Source organism: Corynebacterium sp. HMSC034H07, assembly GCF_001815175.1.
Taxonomy (GTDB): Bacteria; Actinomycetota; Actinomycetes; order Mycobacteriales; family Mycobacteriaceae; genus Corynebacterium; species Corynebacterium hiratae.
On record NZ_KV819542.1, the window covers coordinates 1 to 24,117 of the forward strand.

23 protein-coding genes and 1 pseudogene are annotated in these 24,117 nt (G+C 61.1%); 8 read left to right on the forward strand and 16 right to left on the reverse strand.

Annotation, left to right across the window (positions count from 1 at the left end):
* The 3 genes and pseudogenes from HMPREF3009_RS11120 to HMPREF3009_RS13855 form a co-directional block, all read left to right on the forward strand.
* Nucleotides 1-223: pseudogene (locus tag HMPREF3009_RS11120) on the forward strand (HNH endonuclease); the annotation flags it as partial.
* A 187-nt stretch (nt 224-410) separates the two neighbouring features.
* Nucleotides 411-767, forward strand: coding sequence for a VOC family protein (locus HMPREF3009_RS11125; protein ID WP_369816035.1), 357 nt, complete (start codon nt 411-413; stop codon nt 765-767).
* A gap of 300 nt (nt 768-1,067) precedes the next feature.
* The gene (locus HMPREF3009_RS13855; protein ID WP_232761121.1) at nt 1,068-1,472 is read left to right on the forward strand and encodes an AMIN-like domain-containing (lipo)protein; all 405 of its coding nucleotides are present in this window, start codon (nt 1,068-1,070) and stop codon (nt 1,470-1,472) included.
* A gap of 96 nt (nt 1,473-1,568) precedes the next feature.
* Here the strand turns inward: HMPREF3009_RS13855 and HMPREF3009_RS11135 are convergent, their stop codons facing one another.
* From HMPREF3009_RS11135 to HMPREF3009_RS13335, 4 genes are all read right to left on the reverse strand, one after another.
* The gene (locus HMPREF3009_RS11135) at nt 1,569-3,839 is read right to left on the reverse strand and encodes a polyribonucleotide nucleotidyltransferase (RefSeq protein WP_070681979.1); all 2,271 of its coding nucleotides are present in this window, start codon (nt 3,837-3,839) and stop codon (nt 1,569-1,571) included.
* Nucleotides 3,840-3,979: 140 nt separating this feature from the next.
* Nucleotides 3,980-4,249: a 30S ribosomal protein S15 gene (gene rpsO, locus HMPREF3009_RS11140; protein ID WP_010190317.1), complete on the reverse strand. Its 270-nt coding sequence runs from the start codon at nt 4,247-4,249 to the stop codon at nt 3,980-3,982.
* Between the two features lie 78 nt (nt 4,250-4,327).
* Nucleotides 4,328-5,245: a nucleoside hydrolase gene (locus HMPREF3009_RS13330; RefSeq protein WP_070681981.1), complete on the reverse strand. Its 918-nt coding sequence runs from the start codon at nt 5,243-5,245 to the stop codon at nt 4,328-4,330.
* Nucleotides 5,246-6,226 (reverse strand): bifunctional riboflavin kinase/FAD synthetase, encoded by a 981-nt coding sequence (locus HMPREF3009_RS13335; protein WP_070681984.1) that lies wholly within the window; start codon nt 6,224-6,226, stop codon nt 5,246-5,248. It lies immediately after the preceding gene.
* Nucleotides 6,227-6,263: 37 nt separating this feature from the next.
* Between HMPREF3009_RS13335 and truB the strand changes: the two genes are divergently transcribed.
* Nucleotides 6,264-7,157: a tRNA pseudouridine(55) synthase TruB gene (gene truB, locus HMPREF3009_RS11155; protein ID WP_070681987.1), complete on the forward strand. Its 894-nt coding sequence runs from the start codon at nt 6,264-6,266 to the stop codon at nt 7,155-7,157.
* Nucleotides 7,158-7,166: 9 nt separating this feature from the next.
* Here the strand turns inward: truB and HMPREF3009_RS11160 are convergent, their stop codons facing one another.
* The 9 genes from HMPREF3009_RS11160 to rimP form a co-directional block, all read right to left on the reverse strand.
* A complete protein-coding gene (locus HMPREF3009_RS11160) occupies nt 7,167-7,841 on the reverse strand; it encodes a 4'-phosphopantetheinyl transferase family protein (RefSeq protein ID WP_046648085.1) in 675 nt (224 codons plus the stop codon).
* On the reverse strand, nt 7,834-8,655 hold the full coding sequence (locus HMPREF3009_RS11165) for a metallophosphoesterase family protein (protein WP_049155431.1): 822 nt from the start codon (nt 8,653-8,655) through the stop codon (nt 7,834-7,836). Before HMPREF3009_RS11165 ends, HMPREF3009_RS11160 begins: the two co-directional genes overlap by 8 nt.
* Before the next feature lie 44 nt (nt 8,656-8,699).
* Complete coding sequence (locus HMPREF3009_RS11170) at nt 8,700-9,998, reverse strand: MATE family efflux transporter (RefSeq protein ID WP_070681990.1); 1,299 nt, start codon at nt 9,996-9,998, stop codon at nt 8,700-8,702.
* The gene (locus tag HMPREF3009_RS11175; RefSeq protein ID WP_070681994.1) at nt 9,999-10,961 is read right to left on the reverse strand and encodes a DHH family phosphoesterase; all 963 of its coding nucleotides are present in this window, start codon (nt 10,959-10,961) and stop codon (nt 9,999-10,001) included.
* Nucleotides 10,962-11,405 (reverse strand): 30S ribosome-binding factor RbfA, encoded by a 444-nt coding sequence (rbfA, locus tag HMPREF3009_RS11180; protein ID WP_046648080.1) that lies wholly within the window; start codon nt 11,403-11,405, stop codon nt 10,962-10,964.
* 150 nt (nt 11,406-11,555) lie between these two features.
* Nucleotides 11,556-14,273: a translation initiation factor IF-2 gene (infB, locus tag HMPREF3009_RS11185; protein WP_070512680.1), complete on the reverse strand. Its 2,718-nt coding sequence runs from the start codon at nt 14,271-14,273 to the stop codon at nt 11,556-11,558.
* Nucleotides 14,274-14,382: 109 nt separating this feature from the next.
* Nucleotides 14,383-14,718: a YlxR family protein gene (locus HMPREF3009_RS11190; RefSeq protein WP_046648078.1), complete on the reverse strand. Its 336-nt coding sequence runs from the start codon at nt 14,716-14,718 to the stop codon at nt 14,383-14,385.
* 120 nt (nt 14,719-14,838) lie between these two features.
* Nucleotides 14,839-15,855 (reverse strand): transcription termination factor NusA, encoded by a 1,017-nt coding sequence (nusA, locus tag HMPREF3009_RS11195; protein WP_046648077.1) that lies wholly within the window; start codon nt 15,853-15,855, stop codon nt 14,839-14,841.
* Between the two features lie 3 nt (nt 15,856-15,858).
* Entirely contained in the window at nt 15,859-16,425 is a 567-nt protein-coding gene (gene rimP, locus HMPREF3009_RS11200; RefSeq protein WP_070515633.1) for a ribosome maturation factor RimP, read from the reverse strand.
* Between the two features lie 37 nt (nt 16,426-16,462).
* Between rimP and HMPREF3009_RS11205 the strand changes: the two genes are divergently transcribed.
* Nucleotides 16,463-17,317 (forward strand): hypothetical protein, encoded by an 855-nt coding sequence (locus HMPREF3009_RS11205; protein WP_070515635.1) that lies wholly within the window; start codon nt 16,463-16,465, stop codon nt 17,315-17,317.
* Here HMPREF3009_RS11205 and HMPREF3009_RS11210 read toward each other — a convergent pair.
* Entirely contained in the window at nt 17,314-17,742 is a 429-nt protein-coding gene (locus HMPREF3009_RS11210; protein WP_070515637.1) for a DoxX family protein, read from the reverse strand. The genes HMPREF3009_RS11205 and HMPREF3009_RS11210 overlap by 4 nt on opposite strands.
* A 27-nt stretch (nt 17,743-17,769) precedes the next feature.
* Nucleotides 17,770-19,539 (reverse strand): proline--tRNA ligase, encoded by a 1,770-nt coding sequence (locus HMPREF3009_RS11215; RefSeq protein ID WP_070681997.1) that lies wholly within the window; start codon nt 19,537-19,539, stop codon nt 17,770-17,772.
* Between the two features lie 32 nt (nt 19,540-19,571).
* Here HMPREF3009_RS11215 and yaaA point away from each other — a divergent pair, with 32 nt between their 5' ends.
* A complete protein-coding gene (gene yaaA, locus HMPREF3009_RS11220; RefSeq protein WP_070682000.1) occupies nt 19,572-20,294 on the forward strand; it encodes a peroxide stress protein YaaA in 723 nt (240 codons plus the stop codon).
* 79 nt (nt 20,295-20,373) lie between these two features.
* Here the strand turns inward: yaaA and HMPREF3009_RS11225 are convergent, their stop codons facing one another.
* Entirely contained in the window at nt 20,374-21,687 is a 1,314-nt protein-coding gene (locus tag HMPREF3009_RS11225; RefSeq protein WP_180963892.1) for a DUF4921 family protein, read from the reverse strand.
* A 51-nt stretch (nt 21,688-21,738) separates the two neighbouring features.
* On the opposite strand from HMPREF3009_RS11225, the gene HMPREF3009_RS11230 reads away from it, so the two are divergent.
* Together HMPREF3009_RS11230 and HMPREF3009_RS11235 are read left to right on the forward strand one after the other, a co-directional pair.
* Entirely contained in the window at nt 21,739-22,554 is an 816-nt protein-coding gene (locus HMPREF3009_RS11230; RefSeq protein ID WP_070682003.1) for a PhzF family phenazine biosynthesis protein, read from the forward strand.
* Nucleotides 22,547-23,935: a protein adenylyltransferase SelO family protein gene (locus HMPREF3009_RS11235; protein WP_049155412.1), complete on the forward strand. Its 1,389-nt coding sequence runs from the start codon at nt 22,547-22,549 to the stop codon at nt 23,933-23,935. The genes HMPREF3009_RS11230 and HMPREF3009_RS11235 overlap by 8 nt, the downstream gene beginning before the upstream one ends.
* Nucleotides 23,936-24,117 lie beyond the last annotated feature (182 nt).

Sequence of the window (24,117 nt, forward strand, 5' to 3'; positions counted from 1 at the left end):
TACCGAAGCCGACGGGCCGCTAGCACCAAAGCAGAAACGGTGGGCACAAACAGTCGCCCAACACATCACCGCCACCAGGAAACGCATCCGCGAGGAAGCCCAATACCTCAAACAAGAACTCGACGACTACGCACAACAACAAGCCCAAGCCCAAGCCCAAGCCGAAGCCGAGGACGCGGACAACACCGACACAGATGCCAGCACCGACGACATCCCCTTCTAAACCTTGACCCCACCCCGTCGAATAAAACGACGACACCAATCCAGCAGAAAGGAAAGAACCCAAGAAACCAGGAACACAACCACCGTCGTCACAGACGACGACTGCACTGCCGAAGCCCAGTCAGGCTCGCCCCAACTGTTGCCATTGGGACCGGCTGGACTTAGTCATGCCGGTTAGGATGGAGTGAATGCAGATCTACATTGCCTCAGTACCCGTCGATGATGTTGCCCTCGCTCACGACTTCTATGTCAATACGCTCGGCTTTCGAGTCAAGGACGATGTAACCCACGGAGACTTTCGGTGGCTCACGGTCACCAATGCGGAAGGCCAAGGGGATATGGAGCTCCTGCTCGAGCCCAAGGCCCATTCCGCGGCCAAGGACTACGCAGCAGCACTCAAGGCTGATGGTGTCCCTGTCACCCAGTTCCTATCCGCAGACGTGGAGCGAGAATATAGCGAGCTCACTGAAAAGTGGGAGTGCATTTCACTATGGTGCCGACCGACGTCGGCCCCTCCATCATCGCCGTCTTCGATGACACCGTAGGCAACCTCATCCAACTGGTACAGCTCAAGAAATAGAGAATAAAGAATGTCACACTTACCTTCTTCCGTCGCTATCATCGCAGCCGTTAGCGCCCTATGCGTAATGCCTCTAACTGCATGCGCGGAGCGTGGGTCAGACACGACTCCGACACCGCAGTTCAGTGAAATTCCGTCTAGCTCCGCTGCTATCGATGGGCCGGAGCCGCCGTCCAGTGACACGCAGAATGCTCCCTCACAACAGGATGCCAATGTTGCGGCCTTTGCGGGTATGGGGACGGCTGCGATTGATGACCAACACCACATGCCAGATCGGTTGGGCGGCCTCATTCCGACGGGCGTGCGCGTAGGCGCTCACGACGGTTTCACGCGGGTGGTGGTTGACCTCGAGGGAGAAGGTGAGCCCGGCTGGTTCACCGCCTATACCGACGATCCTCGTCAGCAGGCATCAGGTCATCCAGTCGAAGTAAAGGGAAACACTTTTCTCAATCTGGGGATCGAAGGAACTCCGTGGCCTTCCACAGCCGATCTCGAAGAAAGGTATATGAAGCCAGGAACTACTCCCGGTACTGGTGTGGTGAGCGAAGTCGTATACACGACCTCATTCGAGGCACAAACCCAATTGATCATTGGACTACAGAAGAAGACACCGTACTCAGTGATTTTCCTGGAGGACCCCAAACGCCTAGTTCTCGACTTCCAGGTTTGACGTGTGGTGAAACGATAAGGGCCCTGTCCCCAGCTAATTCCTGGGTTACAGGGCCCTTGTTCTAGGAGGTCCTAACAGTCCTAGCTAGTCTGGAGATTAATCCTCCTCGACAGGGACCAGGGAGATCTTGCCGCGGTTATCAATGTCGGCGATTTCCACCTGAATCTTATCTCCAACGTTGACGACGTCTTCGACCTTTTCAATGCGCTCGTCGCCACCCAGCTTCGAGATGTGTACGAGGCCGTCACGACCCGGAGTCAGGGAAACGAAGGCACCAAAAGCCACGGTCTTCACCACGGTGCCAAGGAAACGCTCACCCACCTTCGGCAGCTGCGGGTTAGCGATGCTATTCACGCGGTCGATTGCGGCCTCAGCAGCCTCACCAGTAGCCGCAGAGATATAAACCGTGCCGTCTTCTTCGATGGAAACATCGGCACCGGTTTCCTCCGTGATGGCGTTGATGGTCTTGCCCTTCGGGCCAATGAGCTCACCAATCTTGTTCACCGGGATAGTCACCGAGGTAATGCGCGGAGCCAGGCCAGACATCTCGTCTGGACCCTCGATGACCTCAGACATCGTGTCGAGGATGGCGGCACGGGCGTCGCGGGCCTGTTCGAGGGCGTCGGCAAGCACGTGCGAAGGAATGCCATCCAGCTTGGTATCCAGCTGCAGGGCGGTGATGAACTCGGAGGTACCCGCGACCTTGAAGTCCATATCGCCAAAAGCATCCTCAGCACCGAGGATATCGGTGAGCGCCACGAACTTTTCCTTGCCGTTAACTTCACCAGAAACCAAGCCCATGGCGATACCGGCCACCGGAGCCTTCAGCGGAACGCCCGCGTTGTAGAGGGACAGGGTGGACGCACAGACGGAGCCCATGGAGGTAGAGCCGTTGGAACCAAGGGCCTCAGACACCTGGCGGATGGCGTACGGGAAGTCCTCGCGGGAGGGGATCACCGGCAGCAGGGCGCGCTCGGCCAGCGCACCATGGCCGATCTCGCGGCGCTTCGGGGAGCCCACTCGGCCGGTCTCACCGGTGGAGTACGGCGGGAAGTTGTAGTGGTGCATGTAGCGCTTGGACTCCACTGGAGTCAGGGAATCAATTTGCTGCTCCATCTTCAGCATGTCCAGGGTGGTCACACCCAGGATCTGGGTCTCGCCACGCTCAAACAGGGAGGAACCGTGAGCACGCGGGATGAGGTCAACCTCCACGCCGAGGTCACGGATATCGGTCACACCACGGCCATCGATGCGGAAACCCTCGGTGAGGATCTTGGTGCGCACGATGTCCTTCATCACGGCGTTGAAAGCATTGCGGATCTGCTTGGATGCATCGGCTTCGTCGAGGTCGTCAAAGTCTTCGACGAGCTTAGCCTCGACCTGCTCCATGAACTCGTTAGTGGCGTCATCGCGGTCCTGCTTGCCCGGGATGGTGAGGAGCTTCTCCAGCTTCTTGGCGGCTGCCTTTTCAACGGCCGCGTAAACATCATCACCGTAAGGCGGGAAGAGCGGGAACTCCTGCGTCTCCTTGGCTGCACGCTCCGCCAGACCTGCCTGCGCTTCACACAGGGACTTGATGAAAGGCTTCGCAGCCTCCAAGCCCTCAGCCACGGTGGACTCCTGCGGAGCCGGTGCGCCTTCCTTGATGCGTTCGGCTACGTTCACACCAGCGCCAGCCTCGACCATCATGATGGCTACGTCGTCCTTGCGGCCCTTCTTCACGACGCGGCCGGCAACGACCATCTCGAAGAGAGCACGCTCGTGCTGCTCGTTGTTCGGGAAGGCCACCCACTGGCCCTTCGGGTGCCTATCATCAGCAATCAGCGCCATGCGCACGCCGCCCACCGGGCCGGATACAGGCAGGCCAGAGAGCTGTGTGGAGGCAGAAGCGCCGTTGATAGCGACGACATCGTAGTACTCCTCCGGATCCATGGAGAGGACCGTGACAACGACCTGAACCTCGTTGCGCAAGCCCTTCACGAAGGTTGGGCGCAGCGGGCGGTCGATGAGGCGGCAGGCCAGGATAGCTTCGGTGGAAGGGCGCCCCTCGCGGCGGAAGAAGGAGCCCGGAATCTTACCTGCGGCATACATGCGCTCCTCGACGTCCACGGTCAGCGGGAAGAAGTCGAAGCCTTCGCGCGGCTGGTTAGAAGCGGTGGTCGTGGACAGCAGCATGGTGTCCTCGTCCAGGTAAGTGGTCACGGAGCCACCGGCCTGGCGAGCCAGCTGGCCCGTCTCAAAACGGATGGTGCGAGTGCCGAAATCGCCGTTGTCCAGGGTGGCGATGGCCTCGGTGATGCCGTAATCGTCGTCGATAAGAAACTCGACGGAATTGTTCGGTTGCTTTTTAGCGTTCTTAGCGCTCATGGATATAACTCTCCTTGGAGCTGTCATGGCGATCTTCGGTGCCGCCTCTTCTTCGATGTTTTCTGACAACGCCCAAGAATTTTAGCAGATGAGACAAGAAAACCCCCGCACACAAGGTGCGGGGGCCAAAAGTTAAGCGCTTAGCGGCGCAGACCCAGGCGAGAAATCAGGTCGCGGTAACGGTCAACGTCGTTAGCGGCCAGGTACTTCAGCAGGCCACGGCGGCGACCAACCATCAGCAACAGACCACGGCGGGAGTGGTGATCGTGCTTGTGATCCTTGAGGTGCTCGGTCAGGTTGTTGATGCGGGAGGTCAGCAGCGCAACCTGTGCCTCCGGGGAACCGGTATCGGTCTCGTGCAGGCCGTACTCCTTGAGGATTTCAGCCTTCTTCTCGGTGCTCAAAGCCATGGAAAATCTCCTATTGTATTTCAGTCCACATGAAATGTTGCGCCGTGAGGCGCTGCCAGTGACTACTGTGGACCGCAGTCAGCAAGCCGAAGTAGAAGTATAGAGGCTGCCCAGCTTCGACATCAAATCATCAACAAAGCGCGCGTCATCCACCGCAACGGCCACACGGGTGGTGGGGTTATCCAAGCGTTCCGGGTCACCGATCGTGCGGCCACTATCCTCACACCGCAGATTGAGGTCGAGGCAGGTGACCAGCGAGGGATCGGCAGCCACAGCTACCGCTAAAGGGTCGTGGAGCCCGCAACCGCCAAGGTGCGGAGAGGTCGTCTTATAGGCGCGAATGTAATAGTCCACGATGTCCGCGTAGATCTGGCCCGTCCGCGTTCCTCGCCACTGTTGCGTGTGCTCCCTGGTGAGCAACGTGCGCAGCGTGACATCGAGCCCCACCATCGTGAGGTCCTGAGCATGGCGGAATACATAGTCCGTGGCTTGGGGATCTTGGAAAACGTTGGCCTCGGCATAAGGAGTGACGTTCCCGGGCACGGTCAGAGCCCCACCCATCATCACGATGCGGGCGTTGCGGGCAAAGCCCGGGTCTTTGCGCATGGCGGCTGCAATGCTTGTCGACGGCCCCGTCGGCACGATAACCAGTTCCTCGCCATACTCACGGACCGAACGGATAAGAAAGCCCACTGCATCCTCGTATGCCTTGCGGCGCGGCGGAGGCAGAAGTACTTCCCCAAGGCCATTGCGGCCATGGATGAAAGCAGAAATGGGAGCAACATTGAAGCCCGGCCGCGTCGGACCGATGAAGACGGGGACATCCTCGGCGTCGAGAAGCTCGAGCAACGCCAGCGAGTTACGCACGCCCAACGCCACCGGAACGTTTCCATAGGTACCCGTAACCCCGATCAGCTCGAGATCGGGGTGCGCTAAGGCATAGGCGAGCGCAAGGGCGTCATCAATTCCGGTATCAAGGTCGAGGATGATCTTCATTTAAACCTCGCGGGCAAGAATTTCACGAACTCGGGCAACGTCGCGTTCCATAGCTGTCAGGAGTTCCTCCACGGAGTTGAATTTTTCCATGTCACGCACGTGGTCGACGAAATGCACGGTGGCTTCGTGGCCGTAGAGGTCAGCGTCGCGGTCCAGCACGAAGGACTCCACCGAACGCTCCTCGTCACCAAAGGTAGGGTTGGTGCCTACCGAAATGGCTGCGGGATAAGGAACGCCGGGCTCCATATCACCTTCCAGAGGGGCGCCGGTGGGTTCAACCACGAACCAGCCCGCGTAGACGCCATCGGCCGGGATGGCGACGGATTCCGGGAAATACTGGTTGGCGGTCGGGAAACCAAGCTCCTTTCCGCCCCGCCCTGCACCACGCACAACGGGCCCAGTCACCGTAAAGTGGCGCCCCAGCGCCCAATTGGCGCGCGCAATATCGCCCTTGGCAAGGGCGGCGCGGATATTGGTGGAGCAGATGCGCTCGCCCTCGTCGTCAAGCAGAGGCACGATGTCAACGTCGAACCCGAACTCGGTACCGAATCTCGCTAGCGCCTCCGCGGTGCCGGACGCGCCTGCGCCGAAGGTGAAGTTCTCCCCCACCACGACGTGCTCTGTGTTCAAACGCCCCACCAGGAGATCCGCCACGTACTCGCGAGGCTCGACGCCCCGGAGTTCTTCGGTGAAGTCGATGACGAGCACGGCCTCGATGCCCATCTCTTCCGCCAGCTGCATGCGGCGCTCAAAAGTAATCACGGAGAGCGGCGCGCGCTCCGGCAAGAACACGGAGACTGGGTGCGGATCAAAGGTCACCATGATTGGGCGTTGGCCATGCGTGCGCGCATGCTCGACGGCCTTCGTCACGAGCTGTTGGTGACCGCGGTGCAGGCCGTCGAAGACACCAATCGTCACCGAGGTCGGGCCAAGGTCAGCGGGGATGCTATCGATTCCGTACCAAATATCCACGGGCACCATGCTATCCCACTGCGGCCGGTGCCCTAGACTGCAGGGCATGACTGATCCGCTCGAACGTTCCGGCCTCGTGGTCGTCGACAAACCCGCCGGCATGACCTCGCACGACGTCGTGGGAAAACTCCGCCGCTTCTTCCACACCCGCAAGGTGGGCCACGCGGGCACGCTTGATCCGATGGCCACGGGAGTGCTCGTCGTAGGCATCGAGCGCGGCACCAAGTTTCTTGCCCACATGGTGGCCTCCACCAAGGCCTACGACGCGACGATTCGACTGGGCATGGCTACCCACACCGACGATGCGGAAGGTGAAGCTACGTGGGGCAAACCGGCAACCGCTGTGAAGGATTCTGCCATTTCGCAGGAAATTGCTGCGCTGACCGGCGATATTATGCAGCGCCCAGCAGCGGTCTCCGCTATCAAGATCGATGGCAAACGCGCGCACGAAAGGGTGCGGGCAGGCGAAGAAGTTGAGTTCCCCGCGCGCCCAGTGACGGTCAGTCGCTTCGATATCCTCGATACGCGGCGCTGCGGCGAGTTCATTGATTTGGACGTGTCGGTCGCGTGTTCTTCGGGAACCTACATCCGCTCGCTGGCTCGGGATCTGGGTGAGGCCCTCGGCGTCGGAGGGCATCTCACCGCCTTGCGCCGCACGGAGGTGGGCCCTTTCACGCTTGACGACGCCCTCCCCCTCTCTACTCTCGAGGACTCTCCGACCCTGTCCCTCAGCCTCGATGAGGCTCTCGCTCGCAGCTATCCGGTTTTAGAAGTCACCGATGATGAGGCCCAAGCCCTGGCTATGGGCAAGTGGCTAGAGCCGCGTGGGTTGACAGGCACGTACGCGGCCGTCGATCCGCAGGGACGCTCGATCGCCTTGATCAAGGAAAAAGGAAAGCGCTTAGCCACGGTTTTCGTCGCGCGGCCCTCGACGCTTTAATGACTCGGTTTACCTGTCAAAGTTGAGCGCCGGAACGGCAGCAGAAACGATGACATAGCCATCCCGGATGATCCAGTGCCCAGTGATAAACGGCACTGGAGTTGGCCGTGCCAAGAGATAAGAGACCAGCGTTCCGTCCAAGCGCAGGTCAATTTCCGCTTGGTCAAAATCAAGCCACCGCCGGGTCATGGGGAACCACGTCTTGTAGGTGGCCTCCTTGGCACAGAACAACAGGCGGTCCGGGCAGGAAATACCCGCCGCTTGTAACTGAGCCAGCTGCGGCATCTCCCCCGGCCGAGCGATCATCGTCAGCACATGCTCCGGCAAAGGCTCCGCGGGTTCGGCATCCAGCCCCATCGAGCGCACGTGGGTGGTTGGCGCTGCTACCGCTGCACGCAGGCCTTCGGTGTGCGTCATCGATCCGGTATAGCCCTCCGGCCACAGCGGCATGCCTCGCTCGCCGCGCAGAATCGGCTCATTGTCGGTGTAGTTGAGCTCCTTCAAGGCTTGGTGGGCACACCAGCGTGCATCCCCAAATTCGGACTTGCGCACGTCCACGGCTTGGGAGACCACGGAGCGCTCCTCCGGGGATAGGTGGTTGTAATTGAGCAGATCGGTCATCGACTCGTCTGTACGCACATAGCAATATCGCGCTGACTCCGGGAAGAGGGAAGGCTCAAGCATGCTCTGCCCTCCCTGTCTTCTCATCGATACTCAGCACCGGATATGGCCACGGCTGGAGATGTCCGTGCGCTTGCCACTCACGCGGATAGCCCAGAGACACCTCAATGTGGTCTACTCCATCAATGTTGGCTCGGTTAGGCATATGGAGGTGACCGTAGATGACCGCCTTGGCGTTGTAGCGCCGCGGCCAGGAACGCGTGTGGCGGGTTCCACACCACAACGCCACCTCGGGCCAGCGCAGGTACAGGGTTGGCTCCTGCACCAGCGGCCAGTGATTGATCAGGACGGTCTCGCCCTCAACCCGTGATAGGCGCTTGATGGAATACGCCAAGCGGTCCCAGCACCACGCGCGGACATCGACGAACGGGGCGATAGCAAATTCATCGGTCATGATGATCTGCTTCTGCTTCGCGCTCGCGAGCGCCTGCTCTACCGTTGTTCCCGGCGGACGAAAACTGTAGTCATACAGCGTAAAAAGCGGGACGACAGTAACCCCTCCAAAAACCGGGAAAGGGTCTTCTGGGGTAACCACGCCAATCTCCCGGCAGCCCTCCACGAGCCGATCGTATTTTTCACGTCCCTGATACGCGTCCTGGCCGCGGGAAAAGAGCTCGTGATTGCCGGGCACCCAGATCACGGTGGCGTAGCGGTTTTTCAGCCGCGCCAAGGTGTTGATGACAAGGTCAATGCGCTCGGCCACATCGCCCGCCACAATCAACCAGTCATTCGGATTCGGCGGAACGAGTTCCTCGATACGGTCCCCGTTGACTCGCACCGCCGCGTGGAGATCGGAGACAGCCCACAACGTGGTCATAGCGCCTCCTTCACACAAACATTCTCTCTACTTTTACCACAGGGCTAGACCTGCGCCCACCGCATGGAGTAGAAGCGCCACACCACGCCCACCATGCGGATGAGGATGAACGCGGCGATTCCGCCCCACACCCCGGTCAGGCCGGTGCCGAAAACCAGAGCCAACCAGACACCGGGGAGGAAGCCCAAGAGCACCGATGCGAGGGTGAGCGTACGGAGGAAGGCTGCGTCCCCAGCGCCTAGGAGGACGCCGTCCAGGGCGAAAACGACGCCGCCAATAATGACGAGGAAAGTCATAACCCACCACGGGCCGGAAATGACCTCAAGGACCTCCGGGCTCGTAGTAAAAATCTGCGGGATGACACCGGCGCCGAGGCCTAGTACCACTGCGAGCGCGAGGGAGAAGGACGTCGAGTAGAGCGTCACCTTGGTTCCCACCGTGCGGGCATAGCGCGCTGACCCTGCCCCCAATGCCGCGCCGGTCAATGCTTGGGCAGCGATAGCGAGGGAATCCAGAACGAGAGACAGGAAGTTCCACATCTGCATCATGATTTGATGCGCAGCCAACTGGGCAGTTCCGATACGCGAGGCCACCGCTGCCGCCGACAAAAATGCCACTTGGAAACTCAACGAACGCACGATGAGGTCACGCCCCAACACGAGCTGCCGACGCACAACGCTCCAGCGGACCTCCCACGATCCGGCATGCTCGCGGCGCAGCTCCGCCACAAAAAACGCCGCAATGATCCCCATGCCCAGCACCGTGGCCAGAGCTGAGCCCGGCAGACCCCAGAAGTGCACGAAAATAGGCACCGCGATGGCGCCAGGAACCATACCTGCGAGGGTGAAGTAGAGAGGCTTGCGGGTGTTTTGAACACCTCGCATCCAGCCGTTGCCGGCCATGTTGATGAGGGTAAAAGGAATCGCGACGGAGGCGATTCGCAGCCACTGTGCTGTCCCCCGCGCCGTATCTGGATTGCCAGTCAACCACATCGCAAAGAAGCCGGCGAAGAGCCACATGATGATAGCGAGCACCAACCCCACGCCCACGGCAACCCACGTTGCTTGCACGCCCTCCGCCACGGCCTCTTCCCGCTTACCCGCACCGAATAGACGAGAGGCTCGCGCGGTCGTGCCATAAGACAAGAAGGTCAGCTGGGTAGTGACCACGGAATGTAGCGTGGCCGCAGCTCCCAGCGAGGCCAAATCCTCCGCTCCAAGCCGGCCCACCACCGCGGTATCCAGGAGCAAATAAAGCGGCATCGCCGCGAGAACGCCGAGAGCGGGCACAGCGAGGCGGAAAACCTCCGCGGCAGAAACCTTGACTGGTTGCTCGGAAGCCATTTAGGACAACGCACCTACCAGTTGCGCGATAACCTCCTCGGGCGTTCCGTGCGCGGTATAGCCAGCGGCCGGAACATGCCCACCGCCGCCGAAGGTGAGGGCCACTTCGGCGCAGTTGACCGCAGAGGAACGCAAAGATACTGCCCACACATTGGGCGCCTGTTCCTTGAAGACCACTCCAATGTCAGTGCCCTTCAATGCGCGGACATAGTCGACAAAAGACTCAATGGCGGAATCGGCATGAGAAGCGACTTCCTCATGCGGCACGAAGAGAACAGCCAGGCGGTGCTCCCCTGCTTCCTCAATTCTGAGGTTTGAGAGCACACGTCCGATCATCTGTAGGTCATCGGCCGTGCTGGAGTCCATGAGTTCCAGCGCAATCTGCTTGGTGTCGAGCCCATAGAGCATCAGGCGCGCAGCGATATCATGCATCGCTGGGCGGCCCCACCGGAAGTTACCGGTATCGGTAACAAGGCCCGCGTACAGGCAGTGCGCGATGACGCGATCGATCTGGATGGAAAGCCTATCCAGGATATCGAGCAGAACCACCGTGGTGGACTCACACACTGGATCCACCACGTTGATGGCGCCAAAGCCGTCGTTAGAAGCATGGTGATCGATACATAGGACGCGGCCGACGGCGGCCATTTTCTCGAGCCCCTGCGCTACCGAACCTGTCCGTTCTATCGAGCCACAGTCCACAGTGACATAAAGGTCGTAGCCCTGCGGAAGCTCATCCACCAGCTCAATCTCGTCCACGGTAGGAATGGAGAATAGGTTGGCGGAAATATCGCGGCGCTGCCCGATCACGGTGCGGGTCTGCTTCCCGCGCTGGCGCAGCGCCAAGGTGAGGGCCGCCGCAGAGCCGACAGCATCGGCGTCTGGGCGCAAGTGCGTGATAATGCAAATACTGCTGGCCTGCACCAGAGCATCAACTGCGGCTTCGTAGTTGGTTCGTGACACTTAGTCCTCTTCCTTATCCGAGGTCTTGTACGGATTCGCATCACCAGCCGGCTGCGCGCCTTCCTTCAACTTGGCCAACTCCGCATCGCGGGCACGGGCGCGGGCGAGCAAATCCTCCATGTGAGCGGACGCCTCGGGGACAGTGTCAAGTTCAAAGGACAGCGTCGGTGTAAAGCGAACCGACAGTTCGTCGCCCACGATCTTGCGCAACTGCCCCTTAGCTCGCGTGAGAGCCTCGGCAGCCTGATCGTAATCCGGCTCGGATTCGATATCCGCGCCGCGCACCGTGTAGTACACGGTGGCATCGTGCAGGTCACCCGTAACGCGGGCATCCGTGATAGTCACAAGCTCAAGGCGACGATCCTTAATCTGGCGTTCAATAGCGCTGGCAACGATTGTCTGAATGCGCTTTGCCATGCGCGCGGCGCGTGCGTGATCAACCATGGTGAAGCTCCTTTGCGTACGGGTACTGGCAACTAGTCTAGGATACCGATTCTGCACCTTTCGGCCGAAATGATTAAAGCCCAGCCAGGAATGTTTCCTGGCTGGGCTTTTTATCCGAGCGCTCTTAGTGAGCGGAGAGCTCAGATGTGATTAGTCGCGGGGGACCTCGACTTCCTCGTAGGCCTGGATGATATCGCCTACCTGGATGTCCGGGTAGGACAGGACCATACCGCACTCGTAGCCGGCGTTGATCTCGTTTGCGTCATCCTTCTCATGGCGCAGGGACTCGATCTTGGCATCGGAGACGATGACGTTTCCGTCGCGCACGAGGCGAACCTTGCCGTTGCGCTTGACCTTGCCCTCGGTGACCATACAACCGGCAATGGTGCCGACGGCGGAGGACTTGAACAGCGCGCGGATCTCCGCCGCACCGGTATCCCGCTCCTCGTAGATGGGCTTGAGCATGCCCTTGAGAGCTGCCTCAACCTCTTCAATGGCGCGGTAAATCACGGTGTAGTAGCGGATGTCAACGCCCTCGGCATTCGCTTCCTCCGTCGCCTTGCCTTCAGCGCGAACGTTGAAGGCGATGATGACGGCGTCGGAAGCCGCAGCCAGGCTGACGTTGGTCTGCGTCACAGCACCGACGCCACGGTCGATGATGTTGAGCTGAACCTCGTCGTCGACCTCGATGTCCAGCAGGGCATCTTCCAGAGCTTCGACGGAACCGGCATTGTCGCCCTTGAGGATGAGGTTGAGCGTCGAAGTTTCCTTGAGCACTGCATCCAGATCCTCGAGGGAGACGCGCTTGCGGGCCTTGGCCTGCAGAGCAGAACGCTTACGCGCGTCACGCTGTGCGGCAATCTGGCGAGCGACGCGGTCATCTTCGACAACCAAGAGGTTGTCGCCGGCACCAGGCACGCCGTTGAGACCCTGCACCTGGACCGGGCGGGACGGGCCGGCCTCTTCCACGTCGTTGCCAAACTCATCGAGCATACGACGCACACGTCCGTGCGCATCGCCAACCACGATGGAATCACCAATGCGCAGCGTACCGCGCTGAATGATGACGGTAGCCACCGGACCGCGGCCACGGTCGAGGTGAGCCTCGATGGCAGAACCCTGCGCATCCATATCCGGGTTAGCGGTGAGCTCGAGTGCAGCGTCCGCCGTCAGGATGACAGCCTCCAGCAACTCGTCGATGTTGATGTTGTTCTTCGCGGAGATGTCCACGAACATCGTGTCGCCGCCGTATTCCTCCGGCACCAGACCGTACTCAGTGAGCTGACCACGGATCTTATCCGGGGAAGCTTCCGGCTTATCAATCTTGTTGACCGCGACAACGACTGGGATGTCCGCTGCCTTCGCGTGGTTAATCGCCTCAATCGTCTGCGGCATCACGCCGTCATCAGCGGCGACCACCAGGATGGCCAAGTCGGTGGACTTGGCACCACGGGCACGCATGGCGGTAAACGCCTCGTGGCCCGGTGTATCCAGGAAGGTGATGGTACGCGGGCCATCCTCGAGATTCACCGTGGTCTGGTAGGCACCGATGCCCTGGGTGATGCCACCGGCCTCACCCGCACCTTCGTTGGTCTTACGAATCGTGTCCAGAAGGCGGGTCTTACCGTGGTCAACGTGACCCATCACGGTGACGACTGGCGGGCGCTTCTCAAGGGCTTCTTCGCCGCCCTCGTCCTCACCGAACTGCAGGTCGAAGGACTCGAGCAGCTCGCGGTCCTCGTCCTCCGGTGAGACAACCTGGACCTCGTAATTAATCTCCGAGCCCAAAAGCTGCAGGGTGTCCTCGGATACGGAGGCCGTAGCCGTCACCATCTCGCCGAGGTTGAACAGTGCCTGAACCAATGCTGCGGGATCCGCACCGATCTTCTCGGCAAAGTCAGCCAGGGAAGCACCGCGGCGCAGGCGAACTACCTTGCCGCCGCCGTCAGGCAGGCGTACGCCGCCTACCTCATGCTTCTGCTGCTCTTCAAACTCGTGGCGCTTCTGACGCTTCGACTTCTTGCCGCGACGCGGTGCGCCACCAGGGCGACCGAATGCACCAGCGGTACCACCGCGGCGACCGCCGCGTCCGCCACGGAAACCACCGTGGCCTGGGCCACCCTGGCCCGGTCCGCCGCCACGACCACCTCGGCCGCGACCGCCACCGCCGCTGCCTGCGGCCTTCGACGGCATGCTGGCCGGGTTCGGATGCGAAGGCATCATGGCCGGCGATGGGCGGCGTCCGCCGCTGCGATTGCCATCACCCTGCGGGCGTGCTCCGCCCTTGCCACCGCGGTTATCACCAGGCTTGCCGGCGGAGCGCTGCCCCTTGCTGCCGCCCGGACGTGGTCCGGGGCTGGGGCGATCGCTCGAGCCGCCCGTGGAGAACGGGTTATTGGCGACGCGACGGGTACCACCAGGCTTCGGCATGGAGCGCGGTGTAACTGCGCGCTCGCCAGGCTTGTCCGCATTCTTGCGCTGTGCACCCGGCTTCGGGGCACCGCCCGGCTTAGGCGCAGTTCCCGGCTTCGGGGCGCCGCCCGGCTTGGGAGCGGCACCCGGCTTCGGCGCTGCCCCCGGCTTCGGACCAGGCTTAGCGGCGGTAGCCGGCTGCTTCTCTGCTGGTTTCTTCTCTGCCGCCTTTTTGGCAGCAGAAGCCGGGGAGGCTGCCGGCGCGGTTTTCTCCGCCGGCTTGTCGTTGCCACCCTTAGCTTCATAATGTGCGCGCATCTTCTTGACCACCGGCGGTTCGATGGTCGAGGATGCGGTCTTGACGAACTCGCCTTGTTCCTTCAGCGTGGCGAGTAGTTCCTTGCTGGTTACGCCGAGCTGCTTTGCCAACTCGTGTACACGTAGCTTTCCGGGCACTTGTCTCCTCTTTAATCTTTCTAGGAGCCAAGGCCGCGGAATACGGCTTGACCCCTAGTTAATGGCTATGGACTTTCATCGCTGATGCTGCTTCATGGTTGTGCGCTCATCAGTGTTCGGTCTTCCTTTTTAACTCTGGGTCGCACGGGCTGTTGCCCGCCGACTGCACCTGCTGCCGAGCAGCGAGGTACTCACGTACGTGACCTGTGTCCACGTCTGTGGACAATCGGAGCGCGCGCCTGAAGGCACGGGTTCGCTCCGCCAGCTCTACTGCCTCCAGATCTGGCCTAATCCACGCTCCCCTGCCGGGGAGGCGGCGGCGCGGATCCGGAACAACACGGCTTCCTGTGGGATCGTCCCTATCGGCGACAATCCTGAGCAATTCCGTGTCGGGATGCTTTTGACGCGTGGCGATACAGGTGCGGAGTCGCTGTCCCTGAGACATCCCACTCCTTACGTCGAATCACCACTACTACTACGCCACAGCATTCCTGCATGTGGGCCGTTGTCTAGTCTACGCGAAAATAGGACAAACCTTTAATCCCACCGCAGGCAGGTTGGAAAGCTAGTCACGAGCGGCATCGGAGTGAATATCAATCTTCCATCCGGTCAGGCGAGCTGCGAGGCGAGCGTTCTGCCCTTCCTTGCCGATAGCGAGCGAGAGCTGGTAATCCGGCACGGTTACCTTGGCTACCTGTGCTTCCTCGTCGAGGATTTCTACGCGCACGACCTTCGACGGTGCGAGAGCATTACCCACGTAGACGGCTGGGTCTTCGTTGTAATCGATGATGTCAATCTTTTCACCGCCGAGCTCACGCATCACGTTGCTGACGCGGGAACCCTTCGGGCCGATGCATGCACCCTTGGCGTTGAGGCCCTTGGCGTGGCCGCGAACGGAGATCTTGGAGCGGTGTCCAGCCTCACGGGCGATGGCGATGATCTCGACTGCGCCGTCGGCCACCTCTGGGACCTCCAGCTCGAAGAGGCCGCGAACCAGCTCTGGGTGGGTACGCGACAGCGTAATCTGCACCTTCGCCCCGTTGCGGTTTACCCCCACGACATAAGCCTTAACGCGGTCACCGTGCTCGAGCTTCTCCCCCGGCAGCTGCTCGGCCGGCAACAGGAAAGCATCCTGCGAATCGTGCTCGGTACCCAATTGCACCACGATAACGCCGCGCTTGTTGGCGTGGATATCGCGCTGGACGACGCCCGACACCACCGTGCCGATCAATTCTGAATAGGAATCATAGGTCCGCTCCGCTTCGTTTTCGCGCAGCTTGCGCAGGATGGCATCGCGGACAGCCTGGGCGCCGATGCGCCCAAAGTTATCCGGGGTGTCGTCGTACTCGCTGACGACCTCTCCGGTCTCCAGATCGCTTTCCGTCACGATGACGGCAACGGCGCCGGTATCGGCGTCGATATCCACGCGGGACTTTGTCCCCTCCGCCTTCGTCTCAGCGGACTCAGCACGGTGATCCAGGTAGGAATACAAAAGGGCACCCGCGATTGCTTCGAGCAGGTCCTTCACCGGGACGCCTCGCTCGCGCTGAATCGTGCGGAGTGCCTCTAGATCAATATTCACTTGTTAGTCCTCTCGGGTTGCCGAGTTCTGCTCGGCGAAGTCGAACGTCTGCATTGCCGCCTCCAGCTCCTGTGCTGAAGGTTGAGCAAATTCAATTTCTACCACTGCACGGCTCACATTTTCCAATCGCTCGACCTGATAGCGCACCTCCTTCTTCACGGTCGTGATGAGCGCCACTGATTCTTCGTCCGCGGAGAGAGCACCGATTCTGGCGACACGGGTGGTGCCGGGCTCGTCGCTCAACGCATAGCCGACCAGCCTTCCTTGGTTCCGACGCCAATGGCGTGGTGCGCTGAGCGGAAAATCCACGCCGGGGGTCGACACCTCTAGGGTGTAGCCTGCCCCAAAGTTAAGAGTGCCCGCTTCCTCCTGTGCATCAAAAAACTCGGAAATCTCCTGCGAAAGTTCCTCGATGAGATCGGAGCTCGGACGCTCATCACCATCAATGCGGATGATGACCTGCGACTTTTTACCAGCTCGTGTAGTCTTCACATCTTCGATGTCGAGGCCGCGTGCGGCGGCAACAGGCTGGAGGATTTCGGTCAGTTGTGCGGGTGTTGGGAATGCCATGCGCTCTAGACTAGGTCACACGGGTAGGGTCTATCGCGTGAACCGCCGAGTAGTTGTGCCCGCCCTCCTTGTCTGCGCCGCCCCATGGTTGGGCGGCTGCCAAGCCACCGACGCGATCGTGGACTATTTTGGCCCCCACGCGGACCCTACGTTGACCTCTCTGGCTCACGATGCCAGCGCCGACGCCCACGCACTGCAGGAACTCGATCCCGATGCCGCGTCCCTGCGCGCGCAGCACGCAGACGAGCTTTACTCCGAAATTGAGCGCCTCTGCGGCCGCGACGAGGAAGGACACGTTCCGCGCTCCTGCGAAGTGAATCGTGAGGGTGAAGCATACGAGGCCACTGATGCGGCTGCCGTGCTTGCCGCAGCTTCTTCATCGATTGAAGAGCAACTTGACGCGGTCTCCCCGGAATCTCGGCCCTTGCTCGTCGCCCAAGCCATCGCAATGGAGGCCCGCTCCACCGATGAACCGGGCGCTGTGCCGGAGCTGACGGAGGATGACGCTGACCTCGCCACCGAACTCTTGGACTGGGAATACCGGCAGGTGTATGCCTTGGACTTTGCTCGTTCCTATGTCACACCTGACGTCGAAGAGCTGGTTGATGAGCGCCTCGCTCTGCACGAGAACCGCGTCCTCGCGCTCCAAGAAGCAGTAGCCAAAATCGGACCAGTGCCACAGCCCGCAGCGGCCTACACCTCGACCTCCGGTGAGCTGCCCGTAGACGCCGCCTCAGCGCGCGCGTTCCTTGACGACGTCGCGCATAGTGACACGGTGACATGGGCCTCCGCCGCCTCACAGGAGGTGCCCGACCAAGCGGCACCCAATGCTGAATGGCGAAGCTGGCTTATTTCTGTAGCCGCCCAATCTCACCGTATCAGTGCAGCTTAATTCCTCCCTCGCGAGCTCGATTTTCCTAAGCTACCGACGTTTGGCGTTTTTTCGGCGTACAGCGACCAGGCATAGCGCATGACCGGAATCTGCAACGGCAGACGCACCGCATGGTAGATCTTCTTGCCGGTTGATGCCTTACCGCTTTCTAAGTCCCTGTAGGCTTGGTAGAAGTTCGCCGGCCACACGGCAGCGAGCAAAGCTAGGGCTGAAAGGCCGCCTGCAGGCCGCGTCGATGGGTTCGCCAGGAGTGCACCGGTCACCACTTCCCAGGCGCCAGAGGTGAAGTTGTAAAAGCGAGCCGACCCTGGAAGCTGTGGCGGGATGATGGACTCGAAGGGCTTCGGCTTAGCAAAATGCAGCACTCCCATGGCAGAGAGTGCTGCAGCCATTGAATATGTCAGTGCGGGGTTGTGGGAACTCATACCCGCGAGCCTACGCGCTTAACGCACCTAGCCGCGGATGAGCTCCGTTAAGGTGTCCACGATGGAGTCTGCGGGGACCTCACGGGTCTCGCCGCCGCGGATGCGCAGCTCGATGATGCCGTCAGCAAAGGCACGGCCCAGGATGGCGATGAACGGCATTCCCAGAAGCTCTGCATCCTTGAACTTCACGCCCGGGGAGACCTTGGGGCGGTCGTCGAAAAGCACCTCCACGCCCGCACGGTCCAGATCCTCCACCAGCTTCTGGCCTGCCTCGAGGGCAGCGGCATCCTTGTTCGCTACGGCCACGTGCACCTGGTACGGGGCCACAGCCACCGGCCAGTTGAGGCCCTTCTCATCGTGGCGCTGCTCCGCCAGCACCGCGAGCATGCGCGTAACACCAATGCCATAGGAACCCATGGTCGGCACGGCGCGCTTGCCGTTCTCATCCAGAATCTGGACGTCGAAAGCCTCGGTGTACTTGCGGCCCAACTGGAAGATGTGCCCTAACTCGATACCGCGCTCCAGCGTCAGAGTGCCCTGGCCGTTCGGTGCCGGGTCCCCTTCCTTGACCTCGGCGGCCTCGATAAACTCATCCACGGTGAAGTCACGGCCAGCCACCAAACCGACGACGTGACGCTGCGGGGCATCGGCACCGGTAATCCAGGAGGTGCCGGAAACCACGCGCGGGTCGGCATAAACCTTCACGTCGTGAGCGTTGAGGGCACGCGGGCCAACGTAGCCCTTGACCAGGAAGTCGCTCTTCTTGAAATCCTCATCGCTGGCGAGCTCGAACTCGGCCGGTTCAAGCGAAGCCTCCAGGCGCTTTTCATCCAACGCGCGGTCGCCCGGAATAAGAACAGCCGCGAGTTCCCATTCCTTCTCTTCCTCCGTAGCTGCAGGGGCGGCTACCTTGATCATCATACACTTGAGGGTGTCCGCTGCGGTGACCTCGCGGTCGGCGACAGTAATGCCGGCGCTCTTAGCCCACTCCACCAGCGTTTCGATGGTCTCGGATTTCGGAGTCTCATGCTCCTGTGCCTCCGGCAGGCCGTCGAAGGGGATTTCCTCTGGAGCCTGAGTGACCACGGCCTCCACGTTGGCGGCGTAATCGCCCTCGGTGGCCCGCACGAAGGTATCTTCGCCTACCTCAGACACGGCGAGGAACTCCTCGGAGGCCGAGCCTCCCATCGCACCAGAGGTGGCCTTACAAATCGCGTAATCAATCTCCAGGCGATTGAAGATGTTCTGGTAAGCCTTGCGGTGGCGGGCATAGGACTCATCGAGCCCCTCATCCGTCATGTCGAAGGAATAGGAGTCCTTCATGGTGAACTCGCGGCCGCGCAGCACGCCCGCGCGCGGACGTTCCTCATCGCGGTACTTCGTCTGGATCTGATACAGCGTGACCGGGAAATCCTTGTACGAGGAGTACATATCCTTCACTGCGGTGGTGAACATCTCCTCATGGGTCGGGCCTAGGAGCATGTCAGCGCCCTTACGATCCTTGAGACGGAAGAGGTTATCGCCGTACTCCGTCCAGCGGTTCGACTGCTCGTAGGGTTCGCGCGGCAGCAACGCCGGGAACAGCATCTCTTGGCCGCCGATAGCGTTCATCTCCTGACGGATTACGTCTTCGATCTTGCGCATGGCGCGCAGCCCCAGTGGCAGCCAGGTGTATACACCCGGCGCGACGCGGCGCACATAACCTGCGCGGACGAGAAGCTTGTGGCTGGGGACTTCGGCATCAGCCGGATCCTCACGAAGAGTGCGGAGGAAAAGCTCAGAAAGACGTGTAATCATGGTTGCTCAGTTTACATCGCTAGCATGTAGCCATGCTGATCATCCTCCCTCCTTCTGAGACCAAAGCACACGGCGGCAACGGCGCGGCCCTGAATTGGGACGAGCTTTCTTTTCCCGCGTTGAATCCGATCCGCCAAGAAATCGCTGCAGAATTGTCCTCCCTCGACGTCGATGAAGCGCTGGAAGTGCTCAAACTCTCTGAGAAGCTGCGTGGGGAAGCCGAGTCTAACCGCGAGTTGGCATCCTCCCCGACCATGCCCGCGCTGGAGCGTTTCACCGGCGTGCTGTACGACGCCCTCGACGCCCCCACCCTTCCCCCGGAAGCGCGGAGCTACCTCGCCGTGGGCGATGCGTTATTTGGTCTAGTGCGCGCCGATGATCTCATCCCGCACTACCGACTCTCCGGTAGTACGAAACTGGGCGGGCGGACGCTGAAGTCGCGATGGGGTACGGCCATTACGGAGGAGCTGCGCGCGCTTGTCGACGCCGACGAGTTCCTCATCGATATGCGCTCGGGCACCTACCAGCAACTGGGCAAGCTCAAGGACGCCGCCACCGTGCGCGTGGAGACGGTGCAAGAGGATGGCTCCCGCAAGGTGGTCTCTCACTTCAACAAGCACTACAAAGGGGAGCTCGCACGCGTGCTGGCCCTGAGTGGTGAGCGTGTCTCCTCCCTCAAGGATGCGGCCAGTATTGCGCAGGAGGCAGGCATGAGCACCGAATTGCGCGGCACCGAGCTCGTGCTCGTGGTCTGATTTATCTATTTATCAATTTATCAACGCTCGCCGATTTATCTATTTATCAATTTATCTGCCTCCGGAGAAGCGGGGCCATTCAAACCAATGGGTTATAGCGCAAGCTGTTGCGCTTGAGCTCGCACTCAGTGGCAATCGCGATACCGGAGGCAATCTTGCCGCGCTCGCGCAGGCGGAACATGGCATCCACGATGCGATCGCGCAATCCCCAGGGATCGATGGTGTTGATGTACACCTTCGTGCCGCCCTCAAAACCGGCCAGGGTCGATACCCTGAGCTTGATCATCACACGCCACGGCTGCGGCAGATCCACGCTGGGCGGGCGGTGGTGCCACTCTTCATTGCAGGCCACATCCGGACCCACAGCGGCATGCGCTGCGTGGATAAGGTCCGACATCCCGCGAACCTCACCGGGGGTCTGCTCCCAGGGCTCACAGCGCGGCGACTTGGAGAAGATCTCCAGTGTGGGATAGCGGTGGCCAAAGCCGGCGAAGAGAACCGCATAGTCGTTTTCGGCGATAACGAGGTTGCGCTTTGCCGCGTAGCCAACCGCCCAATCGTTGTACATATTCGGGTGCGCCCGCAGAATCGCGTTTTCTTGGTGGGCAGCCATACCTAAGGCGTCAATAGCGACGAGCTGCTTGTGCAGGTGATCGAAGGACGCGCCCGCCGGTGCTAGCCAGTTCTGGAACACGGCGACATAAGAGGCATAGCGGTTGCGCTGGTAGAGCTCGCGCGTCGATTCCGCAGTGAATGTTGTCAGCAGGAAGTGCTCATCGGGGCTCAGCGTGCCGGAGGACGCGAGCTGACTATCATCGACCGCACCCTCCACAAAGTGGCGCGAAGAAATGATGACGTCGTGGCCACCTCCGAAGAAGCCATCGGCGAGGGCGAGCAGGGATTCGTCGTCCAGCGCGGCATCCTTCCCCGCCGCCTTGAGCTTGGTGCGCACCACATTGAGCACATGCAGGCGCCCAGCTTCGTCGGACTCGTAGCGCTCCTTGTGGCGGGCCACGTCGGGGTCCATGGTGAAGCCATAGTTCTCGTGCCAATAGTCATAGGACACGATCTCAAAAAGGTTGGGCACGCGGCGAAAGGCTGGTACGGACTCATCCAGCTCGTGAGGAAGGAGGCCGCGCTGAATCTCCCCCGAAGCCAGAATACGGGACTTTTCCGGTGGGGTATCCAGCATGCGGCCTGAGCAAAAGGCGCAGGTGTGCGTGAAAGCATCGGCCGCCAGCGGTTGTGGGTCCTGTGCTGGATGCGCGAGCGGGCGGTTGCCGCGGCCAGGCACCGTCCACACCTCCGTTCCGGAGAAGGGGTTGACCTGCTTGACGGTCCCATCAGCCATGGTTTGGATGGGCTCGACGCGGCTAAAGAGTGCTTCGCTCATGCAGCCCAGCGTAGACCTCCGCACCCACCGGTGCGACTAGGCTTGGGGTCCATGCAGCACCGATTCTTTGAAGTAGATGTCTTCGCCACTGGTCCGTTCAGCGGAAATCCCCTCGCCGTGGTCGCGGATGCCGATGACTTGAGCACCGAAGAGATGCAGCGCATCGCGCACTGGACCAATTTCTCTGAGACGACGTTCCTGTGCTCGCCTACGGATCCACGCGCGGACTACCGGGTGAGGATCTTTACCCCCTACGAAGAGTTTCCTTTCGCCGGCCACCCCACGCTGGGCACCGCCCGGGTGGCAGCAGAGCTGCTTGAAAAAAGCGGCACCTTAATTCAGGAATGCGGTGTAGGCCTGGTCACCGTGCGCCAGGAGGACGGACGCTTCGCCTTCGCTACCCCACCCTTGGTGCGCGAGGGGGCTCTCAGCGATGCCGAACGAGCCGATGCAGCTGCAGTTCTCGGAGTTGACGTCGACCGCATCGTTGACTCCGGCTGGGTAGACAACGGCCCCGGATGGCGCCTCATCCAGCTGGATTCCGCCGAGGCAGTACGCGAACTCAACCCCACACCCACGCCTGGCGTGAAGGTCGGCGTGGTCGGCCTCACCGGTGGTGATGCCCCCGCGTATGAAGTACGAGCCATTACCGGGCACTTCGAGGATCCCGTCACCGGGTCCTTCAACGGCGGGGCTGCCCAATTCCTCCGCGCCAAGAATGCAGTTCCTGCTCGCTACACCGCGGCCCAAGGTGGCCAGGTAGGACGCGCTGGTCGAGTCTTCATCGATGACGACGGCGAGAACATCTGGGTGGGCGGCAACGTCCGCGTGCGCGTTCGCGGCGCTCTGGAGTCCCGCGATGCCTAAGCCTTCCTTTCCTGTCGAGCTGCACACTGAGTTCGCCCGCCGCCTACCCCACCTCGTCGCAGAGGCCCGAGGGGAGGAACAGCCCGCGGCGCGGATCGTGGTGCTCAATGAACAGCTGGCTTCTGCGCTCGGGCTCGACCCAGACTGGCTGCGCAGCGATGAAGGCGTGGAGTTTCTCCTAGGCCGCGGCCCCATCGCTCCCCACGCCATGGCCTACGCCGGCTTTCAGTTCGGGCAGTACAACCCATCCATGGGTGATGGCCGCGCTCTCCTACTGGGAGAGGTCACCGGCCCCACCGCTCCCCATAACCCGGCAGGTCTGTGGGATCTGCACGCCAAGGGGACGGGACCCACACCGTACTCGCGCTTCGGCTCTGATGGTCGTGGCACACTGCGCTCGATGCTGCGCGAATATCTCTTCTCCGAGTCGATGCATGCCCTGGGGGTACCCACTACTCGGCCCCTCGCAGTCCTTGCCACCGGCCGCCCCATTCAACGCCACGTGGTGGAGGAGGCGGGCGTGCTGGTGCGCGTAGCCGCAAGCCACATTCGCGTCGGCTCCTTTCACTTCGCCGCGCAGTCCCAGCGGCCCGGAATGCTCGAACAGCTCGCTGACTACACCATTGAACGCCACTACCCCGGTGCCGACTATCAGGAGTTGTTCACCCGTGCCATGGATGCGCAAGCCGCTACGGTCGCCGGATGGATGCAGCTGGGCTTTATCCACGGCGTGATGAATACGGATAACACCACGCTATCGGGCGAGACCATCGACTACGGCCCCTGCGCATTCCTGGAAAACTATGATCCCGATACCTGGTTTAGTTCCATCGATACGCAGGGCCGCTACCGCTTTGGCCGCCAGCCCGACATGGTGGGATGGAACCTCGCGCGGCTCGCTGAATCCCTGCTGCCGCTTCTCGACGACTCCCCTGACTCCGCCCTCGCTTGGGCCCAGGAAGCCATCAATTCCTTTGCGGAACGCTTCGAGAAAGCACGTCGAGTCGAAGCCCTGCAGCGCTTGCAGATGCCTGAAGAGCTTTTTCGGAGCTACAGCACCGCACTCACTGAGGCGAGCCCTGACCTCACTCAGGCCCACCGAGCTCTCGTCAGCGCCGCGGCAGGTACACCGGCAGCCGCTTATGAGGCGTTCGCGGGCACGCAGTTCGTTGACGCCTACTGCGCGAGTGGCCCCGACGTTGCGCGACTCGAGCGAACCGTGCCGCGCGTGATTCCCCGTCCGCGTCTGGTCGAAGCCGCGCTGGGCGATCTGGATGAGTTCTCCCGCCTTCTCCAAGCTACGACCCACCCCTTCGATCCCGCACCGGACTATGAACAGCCCGGTGGCACGGAGGGCTATCTCACCTACTGCGGCACCTAAGAGCGCAAAATAGAAGGACACACACCACCGCCCCGAGTTCTCCGTAGGAAAGGAAACGGAGTCTCGGGGCGGTGGTGTGTCTCTATCTTTCACTGCCGCGCTCCCGGTCGGTTTCTCAGGCCGACCGCCCCGCGCGGCTGGGGTTCTCTCTATCTCTCGCATGCGCTCTCTCAAACGCACAA